This is a genomic window from Bifidobacterium sp. LH_419, assembly GCF_056356955.1.
Genome location: NZ_JBKEVG010000009.1, coordinates 15,352 through 31,465, shown reverse-complemented (window position 1 = coordinate 31,465; position 16,114 = coordinate 15,352). Strand labels below are relative to the sequence as shown.

Below are 16,114 nucleotides of genomic sequence, written 5' to 3'. Positions count from 1 at the left end.
TTTCGTATTCCCGGAGGTTTTTCCCGCTTTGTTCATGCCGCTTGCGGGCGAGCCCGCCAAGCCGCGGATAGGATAGGCAACTATGACCAGCTTTGCAGAGATCACCACGATCGGTGTGGGCGGCGAGATCGCCCGTTTCGTCGAACCGACCACGCGCGTCGGCGTCATCGAGGCCGTCGAAGGGGCGGACGCGCACGGACTGCCCCTGTGCGTCATCGGCGGCGGCTCCAACATGCTCGTCTCCGACGAGCCGTTCCCCGGCGTCGTCGTGCGCGACGCGCGCCGCCGCATCACCGTGCCCGACGAGGCGGCCCCCGTCGAAGGAAGCGACCGCACCGTGCACGTGAACGCGGAGGCGGGCGCCAACTGGGACGATTTCGTCGCCTTCACCGTGGAACTCGGCCTGGAGGGCGTCGAGGGCCTGTCCGGCATCCCCGGCACGGTGGGCGCGTCCGTCGTGCAGAACATCGGCGCCTACGGCCAGGAGGTCGCCACGTCCGTCGAATCGGTGGAAGTGTGGGACCGCGAGACGAAGACCACGCGCGACCTCAAGCCCGCGGACCTCAAGTTCGGCTACCGTTCCTCCGCCTTGAAGTCGAGCATGTACGCGGCCCCCGCCACGCCGGCCGACCGCTTCTTCCCGACGCCGCGCTACGTGGTGCTGTCCGTCACGTTCGCGCTGCGCCACAGCGCCGAAGGCACGGTCGGATTCGGCCAGCTGGCGAAGGCGCTCGGCGTCGAGGTGGGCGCGCGCATGGCCACCACCGCCATCCGCGACGCGGTGCTCGAGGTGCGCGCCTCCAAGGGCATGCTTGAGGATCCGACCCGCTACGCCCTGCCGGTCATGTCCGACACGAAGCGCGAAGGCAACATCATCGCCGACCTGAAGCGCCTCGCCGCGGCCGCCACGCCGGCCGACGACGGCTCCGGCCTGCCCGCGCCCGACTGGGACCGACACAGCTGCGGATCGTTCTTCATGAACCCGATCCTGCCCGAAGCCGAGGCCGCGCGCCTGCCCGAGGACGCGCCGCGCTTCGCCGCCGTGCTGCCCGACGGCACGCCCGGCGTGAAGACCTCCGCCGCATGGCTCATCGATCACGCCGGATTCCACAAGGGATTCGCCGTGGGGGAGCCGGACGGCTCGGAGACCGCGGGGCCGGCCGCGCCGGCGAGCCTGTCCACGCACCATACGCTCGCCCTGACGAACCGCGGGGACGCCACGGCGTCGGATGTCGTCGCCCTCGCCAAGACCATCCAGCAGGGCGTGAAGGAACGGTTCGGCGTGGCGCTCGTGCCCGAACCCGTGTGCATCGGCATCGACCTGCGCCCCTGACCGGCGTCGCGTCCCGAATGTGGGGAAAGGGCCTTCGCGTCGCAATCCGGTGGGCATATACTATGCCGTTGAACCTAACCGGAGAGACAAGAAGGTCCCAGCACCATGCAGATATTCCGAACGAAATCCGTCGAGCAGACCATCGCCGAGACCGGCGAAGAGGGTCGCACGCTCAAGCGCAACCTCACGTGGTGGGATCTGTCCATCATGGGCGTCGCCGTCGCCGTCGGCGCCGGCATCTTCTCCGTGGGCGCGCAGGCCGCCGCCTTCCACGCGGGTCCGGCCGTCATCATCAGCTTCCTCATCGCCGGCGTCGTGTGCGGCGCGGCCGTCATGTGCTACGCCGAATTCGCCTCGATGATCCCGGTGGCCGGCTCCGCGTACACGTTCACGTACACCACCGTCGGCGAGGTCGTCGCGTGGATCATCGGCTGGGACCTCATCCTCGAGATGATGATGGCCGGTTCGGTGATCTCCAAATACTGGGGCGTCTACCTGGACGACTTCTTCCACCTCATGGGCTGGGGCGTCGACACGAATCTGACGTTCGGCTCGTTCCACATCGACATCGCGCCGATCATCATCGTCGCGTTCTTCACCACGCTGCTCGTGTTCGGCACGAAGATCGGCGCCCGCGTCGACGGCGCGATGACCGTCCTCAAGATCGCGATCGTCCTGTTCGTCGTGGTCGTCGGATTCTTCTACGTGAAGATGTCGAACTTCACGCCGTTCATCCCGCCGAGCCAGCCCGCCGACTCCCTGCCCGGCAGCTCCGTCGCCGCCGACGTGCTCAACCAGCCGCTGTGGCAGTGGGCGACCGGCATGGTTCCGAGCGTGTACGGCGTGCCCGGCATCCTGTCCGGCGCGGCGCTCGTGTTCTTCGCGTTCCTCGGCTTCGACGTGGTCGCCACCGCCTCCGAGGAGACCGTGAACCCGCACAGGAACGTGCCGCTCGGCATCGGCGTGGGCATGGGCCTCATCATCGTGATGTACATGCTCGTCGCGTTCGTCACCACCGGCATGGTCTCCTACAAGGACCTCGCCAAGCAGGACAGCCCGTCGCTCGCCACCGCGTTCGAGCTGGTCGGCGCGAACTGGGCGGCGAAGATCATCAGCTTCGGCATCGTGCTGGGCCTCGCCACCGTGGTCATGGTGCTGCTGCTGGGACTCACGCGCATCGTGTTCGCGATGAGCCGCGACGGCCTGCTGCCGCGCGGCCTGTCCAAGACCGGCAGGCACGGCACCCCGGTCGCGCTGCAGATCGGCGTCGGCGTGGTCGTCGCGCTCGTCGCCGCCTGCTTCGACATCGGCGTGCTCGCCGACATGGTGAACATCGGCACGCTGTCCGCGTTCACGCTGGTCGCGATCTCCGTGCCGATCATGCGCGCCCGCCGCCCCGAACTGCCGCGCGCGTTCAAGATGCCCGGCAACCCGTGGGTGCCGATCCTCATCGCCGTCGCCAACCTGTGGCTGATGCTCAACCTGTCCGTGCTCACCTGGCTGCGTTTCGTCGTGTGGCTGGTCATCGGCTTCGCGATCTACTTCGGCTACGGCTACTGGCATGCCCGCCTCGGCAGGGGAGCGCTCACCGAGACGCTCTCCGAGGAGACCGACAAGGCCATCAACACCGACTGACGGAGTGTCAAACCGTCCCCGCACGCGCCTAAACTGGACGGTCAGAATAGTCAGGAACGTGTTCTAAGGAGAATCCCATGCCGTACGTTGTCGCCCAGCCTTGCGTGGACGTGAAGGACAAGGCCTGCGTGGACGAGTGCCCGGTCGACTGCATCTACGAGGGCGATCGTTCCCTGTACATCAACCCGAACGAGTGCGTCGACTGCGGCGCGTGCGAGCCGGTGTGCCCCACCGAGGCCATCTTCTACGAGGATGACCTGCCGGAGGAGTGGGCCTGGTACAAGGACGCCGCCGCCAACTTCTTCGCCGAGGTCGGCGATTTCGGCGGCGCCTCCGCCCACGGTCCGATCGGCAAGGATCCGGCGCAGGTCGCCGCCCTGCCCCCGCAGAACCAGGACTGACCGATTGATTGGATGACTCCCCGCTCCCGGGGAGTCATCGTTGTTTTTATCATGCTCCCCCTTTCCCCAGGGGGAGTCGTCGGCTTCGCCGACTGAGCGGGGTTCTCCCCGGAGAGGCATCACCATGGGCTTCCACACCTACTCCTCGCCATACGACTGGTCGCGCATCGCCGGCTACAAGACCACCGCGAAGGCGGTCGACGGCGGCATGATCGACCTGTCCGTCGGCTCGCCGGTCGACCCGGTGCCCGCCAGCGTGCGCGACGCGCTCGCCGCGGCGGCGGACGCGGCGAACGCGCACGGCTATCCGGCGACCATCGGCACGCGCGACCTGCGCGACGCGATCGACGGCTGGTTCCGCCACCTGCGCGGCGTGGACCTGAAAGCCGTCAACGCGGCCGTCGTGCCCACCGTCGGATCGAAGGAGGGCGTCGCGCTGATGGCGTCGCTGCTGCACCTCGGCCCGGGCGACGTGGTCGTCCAGCCGAAGGTCTCCTATCCGACGTACGAGATCGGCACGCAGCTGGCCGGCGCCACCGTGCTCAAGGTCGACGACGTCGCCGACGTGGACTCGTGGAGGAACGTGCCGGGCGTGAAGGCCGTGTGGGTGAACTCGCCGTGCAATCCTTCCGGCGACGTGCTCGGCGCCGACTGGCTCGCCGGCATCGTCGCGGCGGCGCGCGCGATCGGCGCGGTCGTCCTGTCCGACGAATGTTATGCGCTGATGGACTGGCGCGCGAGTCGTGGAGCCACCGACTCCAACGAGCCCGCCTCGGCGGACGCGTTCAGCCTGTCCGCCACGCCGTGCGCGCTGAGCCCGCAGGTGTGCGAGGGCAGCGCCGACGGCATCCTCGTGCTGTATTCGCTGTCCAAGCAGAGCAACATGGCCGGCTACCGCACCGCGCTCATCGCCGGCGACTACCGTCTCGTCACCGAGATGGCCGAGTACCGCAAGCAAATCGGCGAGATCATCCCCGGACCCGTCCAGGCCGCGATGGCCGCGGGCCTGCGCGACGTCGAATCGGTGCGCGTGCAATGGCAGCGCTACCGCACGCGCCTGTCGAAGCTCGTCGCCGCGCTGCGCGCGTACGGGTACGACGCGGCGATGCCCGACGGCGCGCTCTACGTGTGGGTGAAGGCCAAGTCCGGCGACTGCTGGACGGACATGGCCGATCTCGCGAAGCTCGGCATCATCGCTAGCCCCGGCGAATTCTACGGAGCCCCCGCCTATCTGCGCTTCTCCGCCACCGCCACCGACGAGGCGATTGAAGCCGCCTGCGCCCGCCTCGCCGCCTGATAGGCCCCCTCTGACGAGGGGGCTGTCGGCGAAGCCGACTGGGGGAGAGACCCACTTATCCGGGTACATGGCCTCACGCGCCGAACCGGGCCGCGCCTTTTCCGAACCTCCGGCGCACTTCGTCCAGCGCGCTCTCCGCGCGGCGCTGCCGGTCCGAGACGGTGCTCGCGTCGGCGCTCGTCGCCTCCTCGAGCATGTCGTCCAGTGACGGCTGCACGGCGGTCGCGGCGGCGGCTCCCAGTCCGCTCGCGCTCATCCCCGCCAACCGGATGAGCTTCGGCAACGGCGCGTCGGGGGAGGAGCCTTCGGGCATCCCCAGCATCCCATGCAGCAACCGCACGCACACCGGATACAACGCGCCCGCCGTGTCCACCGGGCGTTCCAGCGTCCGTGACCGCGTCCGGTAGCTCAGATCAGCGAACCGCAGTTTCACCGTCACCGTGCGTGCCACGAACCCTTTGCGGCGCAACGTTCCGGCCACCTCGTCGCACGCCTCGCGCAGCAATCCGAGTACGACTCGCTGATCGGTGGTGTCCTTCAGCAGCGTCTCCTCCGAGCCGACCGACTTCTCCTCGCGCACCGGCGTGACCGTGCGTTCGTCGAGACCATGCGACGCCATCCACAATCCGCGAGCCGCCGCGACCGAACCGGTCGCCTGCTCCAAGGCCCGGGGACTCATCGCCGCCAGATCGGCCACCGAATCCACGCCCCACGCGTTGAGGCGCTTCTCCAACGACGGCCCGATGCCGGGGATGCCACGCAACGGCATCATCTGCACGAATTCGGCGGACCTGGCGGCGGGGATGAGCAGCATACCGTTCGGTTTCGCGTTCGTCGACGCCATCTTCGCGACGAGCTTGTTCGCCGCCACGCCCACCGAGCAGGTCACGTGGAAACGGCGCTCCACTTCGGCTCGGATCCATGCGCCGATCGCCGTCGGGCGCTTCCATGCGAGCAGCGCGCCTGAGACGTCCATGTAGCCCTCGTCCACCGACACCTGTTCCACCCGGTCGGTCACGGCGTGGAACACCTCGGTCATGATCCTGTGCGAGACCGCGCGGTAGTAGCGCATGTCCACAGGGAGGAACACGCCGTCCGGGCACAGCTGCCGCGCGCGGGCGGAAGGCATCGCCGAGTTGATGCCGTAGTGTCGCGCCTCGTAGCTCGCGGCGGACACCACCGAACGCGGCCCCGTACCGATGATCACCGGCCTGCCCGTGAGTTCGGGGTGACGCGCCACCTCGAGCGAGGCGTAGAACGCGTCCATGTCGATGTGCAGCACCGTGCATCCGGTCTCGTCATGCCCCCAATCGCGTTTCGCGGCGGCCAGTCTTGGTGCGGTGCTCATACCGCCATTCTACGGTCGTGCGTGGCGGGTCAGGATATTACCGTAGGGGATATGAAGCGAGTGGTTGTGAATGCGCTGAACCATGTGCCGGTGGTCGCCATCGTCGTGTGCGAGGCGATCGTCATCTACAGTGCGACCGCCGTCGCGAAGCTCGCGTTCACCCAGCTCGACCCGCTGTACGCCGTGTGGTACCGTGTCGGATTCATGGCCGTGCTGATGCTGTTGTGGCGGCGTCCATGGCGGGCCGACAAACGTGCGGCGCTGCTCCGTCATGATGCGCGTGGCTGGGGGTTGGTGGTGCTGTTCGGCGTCTCGCTCGCGCTGATGAACACGATGTTCTATGTGGCGATCTCCAACATGGATCTGGGCATCGCCGTCTCCCTCGAGTTCCTCGGACCGTTGTCGGTCGCCGTGATCACCGGTCGCAGCTGGCGTGAATGGCTCGGCATCGGCATCGCCGCGATCGGCGTGGTCCTGCTCGCCGGCATCTCGCTTGCGGATCCGGAGAGCGGCGGCAGGTTCCTCGTCGGTCTGATAGCGATCCTCATCGGCGGGTCGATGTGGGGCGTGTACATCGTGGCCGGCAGACGCATCGCCGCGGGCGGCAATTCACTCGACAATCTGTGCGTCGCCGTCACGATCGGATGGGCGATGCAATCGCTGTTCCTCGGCGTCCCGGCCGTCACGCACCTCGTCCATCCCAAGGCGACGGCCACGTGGGCGGCGGCTCCCGGCGGCCCGTTGAAACTGTTCGCGCTGCTGTTCCTCGTGTCGTTCCTCGCCTCGTTCGTCCCGTATGTCATCGAGCAGGTGACGCTGCGTCGCGTCACGCCCGCCACGTTCTCCGTCATGCAGTCCATCAACCCGGCCGTCGCCATCGCCGTCGGCCTGGTATTGGGGGAGGTACCCGGATTCGGCGAGATGGCCGGCGTCGCGTTGGTGATTCTGGCCGTCGTCATCACCTTCTCCGGAGACAAGGCCCCCGCCCCGGGGCGATGATTACGCTATGAAAAAAGGGATTCACGTGAACCCGTGAATCCCTTGGTGGCGGAGTGAGGGGGATTCCGCCCCGATACGGTCTAAACCGTTGGAAACATTGATATTCAAGGATTCTCTTAAAATCCGTACCCCACTAGGTACCCCACAATCGACAGTTATCGGCGTGTCGCCACGCGCCAATACGCGCCTTCGCCTATCCCCATCGTAACGCCGTCGCGCTCGCCGGCGAGCGCCGGGGGTTCAGGGTTCGGGCGCGACGCCCACGCGGGACGCCGCGCCGCTGATGACCGCTACACGAGCAGTCGCAGCAGCTGGTACAGCTGCCATATGCTGCACACGTTGAACCGTGTGCCGTCAACCGTGGCGAACATCTCACCGTCGCCCATGTGAACGACGACTATCCGCCCGTTCACGGTCAGACTGCCGTGCATCGTGATATGCTTCATCTTGAACCCTTTGGTTAGGGGCGTAAGCCGATAACCAGTCAAGGCCCGATGTCGCAAGCGTCGGGCCTTTTCTTATCGGCTCGCGCCGATTTCGGCCCGTCATATCAACGGGAACGCCGCATGTCACGGCGTCGCGCTCCAGCTTAGCAGCACATTGGGCGGTGGGCACGGGGAGTGCCCCCACCCCCTACGTGCCGGCTCCTCCCGGCGCATAGCGCCCATCTCTCCCCGCTGAACTTTCCGTAACGCTGAAATGCTGTGAACCGTTGCCGTTATTGATTTTCAGCCTTATAAGCGTTACGTTTCCGTCACCCGTTCCGTCACCTTGTTGCGTCACCGTTAACCGTTAACGTCACGCTTAATGTCACGGTTAACGGTCGATGTCACGGCGTCGCGCCTACTGCCGTAACGGTTTCCGACGATTCGATAACGTAACGCGATAACGTAACGCCGAAAATGCCGGGGGGATATCGGCCCTGCGCCCGAGGGGGCCGCGACGGGGCGGGCGGGGGATGGTCCCCCTACCCGTCGCCCGTGGTCTACCAGTCGCCGCTAGTGGTGAACGGCAACGACGTGGCGCGCGGCAGCGGCTCGCGTGCCAACAAGGCGCGTGCGCGCGTGTCCGTCCCGTCGCTCTTGAGCCTGTTGCAACGGCGGTGGACTAGGCGGCAGTTGGCGAAGCTCAATGGGTCGCCGCCGCGTGACACGGGTACGAGTTCATCGACTTCGGCGCTCATTGGGTGGGGCGTCCTCAACGTCTTGTCCACCGGCCGGCCGCATATGGCGCACACGTCGTAGGCGGCGAGCACGCGCGCCCTCAGTTGCCGGCGTCGCCACCCGTTGCGGTTCCTCGGATTGCCTCTAGTGGTCATGTCCTCCAGTATGCGCGCCCATGACGGGCGACGGGTAGGGGACGACAGCCCGTGTATGCGGCGTGGCGTGGTGGCTGTGTGGTGGTTTGGGGGGCCGCGAAGCCAACGATTGCAGTGGTTGCGTGCTCGCGGGCGTGTGGAAAATCGGCCGTGGGGAAAACGGCCCTTCACCCGAGGTGGCCGCGACGGGCCGGGGCAGGGGGTGCCCCCACCCCGGATATGAGAGAAGCGCCCGTGACGATGACGGTCGGGGCGCTCCCTCGGGGCGGGGCGTCATGCGGACGCTTGCCGCGCGTGGTGCTTGAAACGGCGCTATCCGTTGACTCGCTCGACGGTCAGGCCGGGGTAGAGGCCGGTCAGGTGGGCTACCACGGTGCCGATGTCGTCAAGCCATTGTTGCAGCATGTCCGTCTTGTCGGCGAGCGCCAATGGTTCCTTTTCGGTCTCGAACGCCCAATAGGCGACGCTGCCGGGCAGCATGGCGAACGACAGCATGGGGCGCGGCTCGCCTTCGGTTCTCCAGCTTACGCACGCCGTGAAGTCGAGGTTGAACGGCTCACACGCGCTGTCGAACAACGACAACATGCCGTCCTGTTCGTCCGTCTTGCACTCCCAGCCGGGCGTGTGCTCCAGTTGCAGGCGGGGGGGGGGTGTTGTTCCGGGCGGTGTCGATGATGTCCGGGACGTTCCACGGGGCGTGCTTCGGCGGCGCGTAGGCGCGTCCGTCGATTACCGTCATGCGTGTGTAGTCCGTCGTGGCCGCGTTCACCTCGGCCGCTAGGGACTGTTCCGGCGTCTGGCACGCGGGGCACATGAACCCGGTGACGACGCCGTGGGTGAAGGTCACGTTCCACAGGCCGGCGTCGTCCGCGTCCGACCTGTAACGCGCCCCGCACACGCCGCATACGGCACTGGCGGCGAGCGCTTCGGCGCTTACGGGGATGCTCGTGAAGCTCATCGCGTCACCTCCGTGAGCCATGCGGCGAGACGCCGCGCCTGAACGTGGTCGAGGTCGGCCACGACGTCGGTAATGCCCATGTCGCCCATTCGGATTTCAACGCCGGTGGCGCTCGCGGTCAGCTTGAGGGGGCGTGCGGGGTCTCGCGTGTTGTCGAACGCGAGGGATTGCGTGGTGGTTGTCATGGTGTGTTCCTCTCCAGCCGGAACATGCCCCGCGATACGATTGGGGGTGCTTCCGGCTAATGATTTGTTCTAGGTAGGGATTTCGTTATCTGTGAAGCGCTCGGCCCGTTGGTGTTGCAGCACCTTCGGGCCATTTCGCTAATCTCCGATGTGGCGTAGGTCTTCGCAGCCGAGCGCGTCGGCGAGCGCTATAGCCCGCCCCAGCGGCATGTTTTTCCAGTCCTTCGCGCCGTTTTCGTAGGCGCTTATCACCTGTTGCGGCACGCCGCTGACCTCGGCTAGATGTGTCTGTGTCCAGCCCTTCGCCTCTCGGAGTTCCTTAAGGGTCATTCTCACCTCCCACTCTTCGCATATACCTACATTCTACATAGTTATCTATAAACAATCAACTAGATAACTATGTGTAGTGGATGTCGTGCCGTGTCCAAGTGGTCGCGGGAATGGTCGGTCTGGTCGCGGAAACGGTCGATTGGACACCCGAAAACGACCAGCCAGACGCCATAACGAACACCCTTGGGCGGCGGTACGACACCGGCGATGCCGGCGCGTCCGCAAATCTTTGAACCCCGCGTACATCTCGGAGACCTCACCGGCGGTCACATCCGCGTCGGAACCTACCCCACCCCCCGGTGTGCCGGCGGCGCTCGCCGGCGCTGCCGCGGTATTTGCCCCGCAATCGTCACGAACGCGCGTCATCGCCCGTCGCGCCTGTCGCCGCAATGGTTCCGGCATTTTCGTAACGGGGTGAAAACCAAGGTTCGCCGCGTATGTATGGCCGGACATGCCACCCGGCGGTCATGGGCCGGCGCGTTCGGAGTCCTCCCCCACGGGGCCGTGCGTCGCGCTCGCCGGCGGACATGGCCGGGTATGTCGGTTGTGAATCGTCAAGGATGCTTGTGGCCGTTCCGCGTGACTACGGCGACGGCCGACGGCGGCGCGCCCTCGCGCGCATGATGGGGTACCCCGTCACGGGGAGGGAGGGACACGGGCCACGCGGATAGTGTTCCGGCCGTGAGCGCAATGGGGATTCGACCGCCCCCTCGGTGTCGGCGGCTCCAATGGTCGGCAGCGTCGGCGAGCGCTGCACGTCGGTGTGTACGTCGCGGGCTGCTCCATGCCGCCGCGTGATGGCTGTCGGCGCTCTTGCCGCAAGTGCCCCTATATGCGTCCCGTGGCATCGCCTAGGCGCGTTCCGTGTTCCGTGCGATGGGATTCCCCGTGTCGTGGCTGTCGGGCGTTCTATGGGCCGGTTCCGTGACGTTGTGACGTTGTGACGTGGGCCGGGGTGCGGCCACGGTGTTAACGAATGGTTCACGGTTTGATGGTGTGTGCCGGCGCGCGTCGGCCTGTCGTCAATCGGTGGTTCATGCTGTTCGAGGGGCGGGGCTTGCTTCATGTGGTGTGTTCCGTGTGGCGTCTACTCTCTTCCATATCCGGGTAGACGCGTCTACCCGTCTACCCGTTGTGGCAGTAGGGCTGACGGGCGTCTACCGGTAGCGTCTACCCGTCTACCGGGTTGGTCGCTGGTCGCGTTTGGTAGACGGGTAGACGCTGGGGTAGACGGGCGGAAACCGTTGCAATCATTGAGGTAGACGGGTAGACGCGTCTACCTTCACTCGGTACTCTCCCGCAAGCGCCATAGGGAACCCGAAATAGTGGCCCCCGCCTTCACGCAAGACACCTTCGCGTCGTCCTGTTTCGCCATGTCGGCGAGCGCGGTGTTAACGAATGGTCTCCACTTCGGACGTAACCCGTTGCGTATCTGCTTGCCGGTGAATGATTGGCCGCGTCGTTTTTCGAGGAACTGGAGAATCTTCACGGTCGCACCCTCGCGTAGTTCGTCCTGTTCGTCGCGTGCCTCACGGGCGGCGGATTGTTTGAGCTTCGCGAGGTCGGCGGCGCGCTCGCGGCTACGGTCGCGCTCCAGCGCCATGCACTGCCGGCGCACCATCTGCGAGTAGGCGAGCACTTCGCCCGATAGTCTCCAGTCCTCGACGGTCACGGTCAGCGGGTCAATACGGTCGGGGTCGAGCCACGGCAACAGGGCGGCTACCTTGAGGCGTACTAGGTTGCCGTGCATGTCGAGACGGTCGCCCGCCTCTCCCGCCACGATGGCGCGCCGCTGCTCGAACGTGGCGCGCCGCGCCTCTTCCGGGTACGTGACCTCGGTCAGCGGGTAGGCGCTGCCGTGGCCCATCATCGCGTAGCGGTCGCCTTGACGGTACAGGGTCTGTATCGCGTCGGTGTCGTCGGGGAACCGTGTGGCGTCGAGTAGCGGGGCCATGCCCGTATGTCCCCACTCGTCGTACTGGATGACGTGGGTGGGATTGTCGCGCATGTCGGCCCATAGGAACCGTTGCGGTAGTCCTGTATCCGATTGGGAGAATAACAGGCCCGCGTTACCCGGCTGCACGCCCGTTATGAGGTTCAGCCGGTACCCGTATCGGGGCACGCGATACGTGTCGGCCGCGTGCTTGGTGCGGCTTCCCAATGGCTCCCCGCTCCATGCCTTCGTCAACTCGCCCGCCAACGTCGAACCCTGACGGGCCATGACCGCGCCCAACGTACTCACCTCGGGCACGGACAACAGGGCGCGACGGTTCACGCATTGCAGCACGGTACGTGGCCCGTCCCCGTCCTTGTCGCCGCTCTCGTCCGCCACGCGCTCGCAGAACATCGTGGCTAGGCTCTCCCCGCTGCCGGGCTGGGAGGTCACGGCGTCGCGGATGTCCGGCAGCAGGGCGGCGGCGACGCTCTCGGCCGCACCCTTGCCCATGCCACTCGCGCCCACGAGCGCCACGAACGTGTTCAACGACGCGCCGCCCGCGCCAACGAACGGCGGGATTATCACGTGAGGCGGCAGCACCGTAGCCACACGCGCCAATAGGGACATGAATACGCCCCACGGGCTGGTGAGCGACTGCCGGGCCGCGTCACGAATCACGGTCAGATACGGGGCCTCAAGCCAAAACCGCTCGAACCGCTCCACATCCACCGCGCCCGTATCATCGTCCGCGTCGCCCGTACCCGCGTCATCCACAGACACGACGGCGGCGCTCGCCGATGCGTCCGGCTCCGATGCGGGGGCGGGCATGGGTTGTGGCAGTTGCTCGAACCGTTCGCGCAACATCACCGCGTCCGAAGCGTCGTGCGCGGCACCAGTGGCCCGCACCACCGTAAGCGAGCCGGCCACCGGCGTCAGCAGCTCCACCACCTGAGAACGCCACTTGCAGCCCGTCACGTCCCTATCGGCCACGGCGATTACGCGCCCGTCACCTAGCGTGGCCGCGACGTTCTCCACGTCGAGTACGCTTGAGAGATTGCCGCCGCCGCCCGGCGCGGTGGTCGCCGCATACCCGCAAGCCCACAACACGGCCGCGTCCTTCTCGCCCTCCACAAGGAACACCGGATTACCGGCCTTCGCATAAGGTGCCACACGGTCGGCCAACCACAACGAGTGCCGGCCACCGGTATTGCCGTGCTGCCGTATCCGCTTCGCCGGCGAGCGTGACACCTTCAACCCGTCCCCGTACTCGTACACGGCTCCACCGGGATTGTCGTAAACCATGACCTCGCGCCCGTTCGAGCCCACGCACGCCGTATCCGCCTGTAGGGCGCTCGCGAGCGTGCCGGCGTAATCCTCACTACCGCCGCACGCCTTGCAACGCAACAAGGTGGCCGTCGTGAACGGCGCATACAGGACACGCAACGCGTCCGCCTCGCCACACACGGGACACGCGGCAGCAGTCGGCCCATAGGCGGGCGTGACCTCCAGTCGGGTGCACAAGTCCCGGAACGGCGTGGAAAGCGTTCCACGCGCCGATTCCGGCACATACGGGGCGGGTATGTCGAACGGCTCCCACTTCGCCGCGTCCGCTTCGCGCTGCCGTGTCCTGTCGGCGAGCGCCCGCAACTCTTCGGGCGTGAGGGTGGAATACGTGCGTCGGTAGGCGGTGCGGGCCGCGTCGCGTGTGGGGCGGGGCTTGTCGAACAGGTCGCCCCAGTCCAGTCCCAACGCCTTCAGGACGTCGAGAGGTGTACAGTCCGCGAAGCATTTGAGCAGCACGCACCCGCGTTCGCGCCTGTAGACGACGTGCAGTGAAGGCGCGTCGTCGTCGTGCGCGGGGCATTGCATCATGTAGTCATCGTCTCGGCGGGTCTCTATGCGCAAGCCGTGGGCGCGCGCCGCGTCAAGAATCCTGTCTATCGACGTGCTCATATCATCCCCTCACATATGGCGCGGTGCATGGCCGCGAAACCTTGCGGCGAGCGCCTGTAGGGCTTTCGGAATAGGCGGGTATCGGGCGCGCGTCGAGACCGGCGCATAGCGGCATGAACCGTATCGACGGGCGGCACAGGGAGTGAAAAAAGGTGCGCTGGGTTAGCCCCTCGCGGTTGGCGGGGGCTGTGTTCTCAATGGTCATGGCGGCGTCAGCACCCCACGAACTTGTCAAGAGATGCGGTGGTAATCATCACGCGCGTACCGACCTTGATGGCCTTGAGCTTGCCTTCACGCACGAGACGCATGGTCACGCGTTCATCCTTGAATCCCAACGATTCCGTAGCGGCCTTCAACGGCTCCAGACGGCGGCGCGACGCGGCGTGAGTCGGATTCGTATAGACGGGGGTATTAGTATCCATTATTGACCTCCTTGACGAAGCATTTGCTTCGTGTTTGCTTCAAGCAATTGCTTAAGCAATTGCTTTGTGAGATGTACAGGGTGCGCGTCGGATTTGCGTCCGACGCGCGGGGGGTTGTTGAGCGCTCCGAAGGTACCAGCTTCGGGGCGCTCGTTTTTTCGACACGCTTACTGCCGCGTGGGAACACGTGCGGTAGGCGAGCGCACTACGTAGGATAGCGCACCGCCGCGCGTGACGCATTTGGTGTTATAGCGCCGCAGCGCCATATCCAGCCAAAACGAACATTTTCTATGTTCGGTTTATTAAAAACGGTATAAAATGTAATCTTTCTACATCTTTCTGACGGTTTCTGACGGCGTTTGCCACATGTGGTAGGTAGTCCCGAAAAATGTGAGAAATACCCCACCGACTGACGGACATGACTCCACCCTATCCGGCGTGTCGCAATCATGCCATCACCTCCCCCAATAGTCCCGTCATGGTCTCCACTCGCACCGGGGACGGCAGCAGCTCCAGCACACGCGCCCGACGCTCCACCGGCAACGGCCGCAGCACGGCCACGCGCTCCACGGTCTCCATGCCGGCGAGCACGTCGGCGAGCGCTCGCAGTTCTCCCGTATCGTCGCCCGTGTCGGCATCCGAAGCAGTGGCCGGCACGGGCGGCGTCGGTACGGTCGTGGTGTCCGTCGCGCTCGCCGGCGCGTCGTTTCCGTTGTCGTATGCGTTCATGCGGGCCATGACCTCGCCTAGGTGTTGTTCGCCGGTGACTTGGTAGCGGCTCGCGACGGCCATTGTGGTATGCCCGCCCTGTCGCATGACCTCGCTCACCGTGGCTCCCAGTTCCATCATGCGAGAGAGACAGTCCTTGCGGAGGTCGTGCGGGCGCATGGTCTCAAGGCCGGGCACCTGTTCGCGTGCTTTGGCGAACGCGTTGCGGTAGTGCTGCCCATAATGCACGTCGCCGGTGCGGTCGGACGTGAACAGGTGCGCGTCAGAGTCGGTGATTCCACGCTGTTCCATCCATGCGGCCAACCGGTCGGCGAGCGCGCGGGTCATGGGGACGGTACGGATGGAGGAACGGGTTTTCGGTGTGAGTATCGCCGTATCGCCCTTGCCGGTCTTGGGATTCTTCACGCGCTGCACCTGTTCGACCACGTGAATCGTCAACCCGTCAAGGTCGATGTGACGGCGGCGCAATCCCAGCGCCTCACTTTCACGTAGGCCCGCGCCGTTGCATAGCAGCACCACAAGCCGCACCCATTCGGGCATGACGGCAATCAACGCGTCGAGCTGTTCGCGCGTGGGGCGCACCGGCACGTGCTTTACGGCCGGCTTGCCGACCTTCAGCCGGCACGGGCTGGACGGTATGAGCGTGTGTCCTTCGTCGTCTATTGGTGTTTCGGCGGCGCTCTTCATCATCGTGGCGAGGTGACGGTACACGTGGGCGCGCCTGTCCTCAAGGTCGGCGTCGAGCTGCACCGGCCGGAACGCGTCGAACCACCGTTGCACGACTGCCGGGGTTATCGAGGTCATGGGCATATCGCCGAAGAACGGCAGCAAATACAGTTCCAGCGATTCACGGTACTTCTGTTTCGCGGTCTCTTTCAGGTCGGTGCCGTCCGGCTTCTTGCGGTGTTCCACCCACGGGCCGGCATACTCGCGGAACGTGACGGATTCACGCCGGGCCTGTTCCCTCTCCGATTGCGGCGGTGTCCAAGTGCCGGCCTTGATTGCGGTCTGTGCCGCCGTCAACCACGCTTCGCCCTCCCACTCGAACTCTTTCGGCACCATCTTGTAGCAGCGCTGGGGGAGTCCCGGCCATTGGGCGAACGCGTCAATAGGGGTCGCGTATGAGAACTCTAGGTAGTCCCGGCCATGCTTGCGCGTGGGCTTCACGTGGCCGAACGCGCGCCGCTTGCGCTTCGCCTGTCTCGCCATGCAGCACCTCCATGTGGCTTAGTGGGGTACGAGCGTCCCCGGCCGATTTCGTTACCCCACT

The 16,114-nt window shown here is 65.8% G+C and carries 15 protein-coding genes; 5 read left to right on the top strand and 10 right to left on the bottom strand.

The features are described from left to right. Positions 1-82: 82 nt before the first annotated feature. From AC1AYX_RS06910 to dapC, 4 genes are all read left to right on the top strand, one after another. Entirely contained in the window at positions 83-1,333 is a 1,251-nt protein-coding gene (locus AC1AYX_RS06910; RefSeq protein WP_476502823.1) for a UDP-N-acetylmuramate dehydrogenase, read from the top strand. Between the two features lie 105 nt (positions 1,334-1,438). Beyond that, the gene (locus AC1AYX_RS06905) at positions 1,439-2,968 is read left to right on the top strand and encodes an amino acid permease (RefSeq protein ID WP_476502822.1); all 1,530 of its coding nucleotides are present in this window, start codon (positions 1,439-1,441) and stop codon (positions 2,966-2,968) included. A gap of 77 nt (positions 2,969-3,045) precedes the next feature. Continuing rightward, entirely contained in the window at positions 3,046-3,369 is a 324-nt protein-coding gene (fdxA, locus tag AC1AYX_RS06900) for a ferredoxin (RefSeq protein ID WP_034527169.1), read from the top strand. Positions 3,370-3,493: 124 nt separating this feature from the next. After that, positions 3,494-4,666: a succinyldiaminopimelate transaminase gene (gene dapC / locus AC1AYX_RS06895; protein ID WP_476502821.1), complete on the top strand. Its 1,173-nt coding sequence runs from the start codon at positions 3,494-3,496 to the stop codon at positions 4,664-4,666. Between the two features lie 73 nt (positions 4,667-4,739). Here the strand turns inward: dapC and dinB are convergent, their stop codons facing one another. Beyond that, positions 4,740-6,014 (bottom strand): DNA polymerase IV, encoded by a 1,275-nt coding sequence (gene dinB, locus AC1AYX_RS06890; protein WP_476502820.1) that lies wholly within the window; start codon positions 6,012-6,014, stop codon positions 4,740-4,742. 51 nt (positions 6,015-6,065) lie between these two features. Here dinB and AC1AYX_RS06885 point away from each other — a divergent pair, with 51 nt between their 5' ends. Beyond that, positions 6,066-7,013, top strand: coding sequence for an EamA family transporter (locus AC1AYX_RS06885; RefSeq protein WP_476502819.1), 948 nt, complete (start codon positions 6,066-6,068; stop codon positions 7,011-7,013). A gap of 290 nt (positions 7,014-7,303) precedes the next feature. Here the strand turns inward: AC1AYX_RS06885 and AC1AYX_RS06880 are convergent, their stop codons facing one another. The 9 genes from AC1AYX_RS06880 to AC1AYX_RS06840 all read right to left on the bottom strand — a co-directional run bounded on the left by AC1AYX_RS06880 (position 7,304) and on the right by AC1AYX_RS06840 (position 16,053). Beyond that, positions 7,304-7,459 (bottom strand): hypothetical protein, encoded by a 156-nt coding sequence (locus tag AC1AYX_RS06880; protein ID WP_476502818.1) that lies wholly within the window; start codon positions 7,457-7,459, stop codon positions 7,304-7,306. A gap of 539 nt (positions 7,460-7,998) precedes the next feature. Beyond that, on the bottom strand, positions 7,999-8,331 hold the full coding sequence (locus AC1AYX_RS06875) for an HNH endonuclease signature motif containing protein (RefSeq protein WP_476502817.1): 333 nt from the start codon (positions 8,329-8,331) through the stop codon (positions 7,999-8,001). Between the two features lie 312 nt (positions 8,332-8,643). Continuing rightward, positions 8,644-8,826 carry a hypothetical protein gene (locus tag AC1AYX_RS06870; RefSeq protein ID WP_476502816.1) on the bottom strand — a complete coding sequence of 61 codons (183 nt, stop codon included), beginning with the start codon at positions 8,824-8,826 and terminating at the stop codon, positions 8,644-8,646. 61 nt (positions 8,827-8,887) lie between these two features. Beyond that, positions 8,888-9,289: a hypothetical protein gene (locus AC1AYX_RS06865; RefSeq protein WP_476502815.1), complete on the bottom strand. Its 402-nt coding sequence runs from the start codon at positions 9,287-9,289 to the stop codon at positions 8,888-8,890. Then, positions 9,286-9,474: a hypothetical protein gene (locus AC1AYX_RS06860; protein WP_476502814.1), complete on the bottom strand. Its 189-nt coding sequence runs from the start codon at positions 9,472-9,474 to the stop codon at positions 9,286-9,288. Before AC1AYX_RS06860 ends, AC1AYX_RS06865 begins: the two co-directional genes overlap by 4 nt. A gap of 138 nt (positions 9,475-9,612) precedes the next feature. Then, positions 9,613-9,804, bottom strand: coding sequence for a helix-turn-helix domain-containing protein (locus tag AC1AYX_RS06855; protein WP_476502813.1), 192 nt, complete (start codon positions 9,802-9,804; stop codon positions 9,613-9,615). Between the two features lie 1,282 nt (positions 9,805-11,086). Beyond that, on the bottom strand, positions 11,087-13,693 hold the full coding sequence (locus AC1AYX_RS06850; protein ID WP_476502812.1) for a toprim domain-containing protein: 2,607 nt from the start codon (positions 13,691-13,693) through the stop codon (positions 11,087-11,089). A gap of 212 nt (positions 13,694-13,905) precedes the next feature. Next, positions 13,906-14,115: a hypothetical protein gene (locus AC1AYX_RS06845; protein ID WP_476502811.1), complete on the bottom strand. Its 210-nt coding sequence runs from the start codon at positions 14,113-14,115 to the stop codon at positions 13,906-13,908. Positions 14,116-14,562: 447 nt separating this feature from the next. Next, the gene (locus tag AC1AYX_RS06840; protein ID WP_476502810.1) at positions 14,563-16,053 is read right to left on the bottom strand and encodes a site-specific integrase; all 1,491 of its coding nucleotides are present in this window, start codon (positions 16,051-16,053) and stop codon (positions 14,563-14,565) included. Between the last annotated feature and the right edge of the window lie 61 nt (positions 16,054-16,114).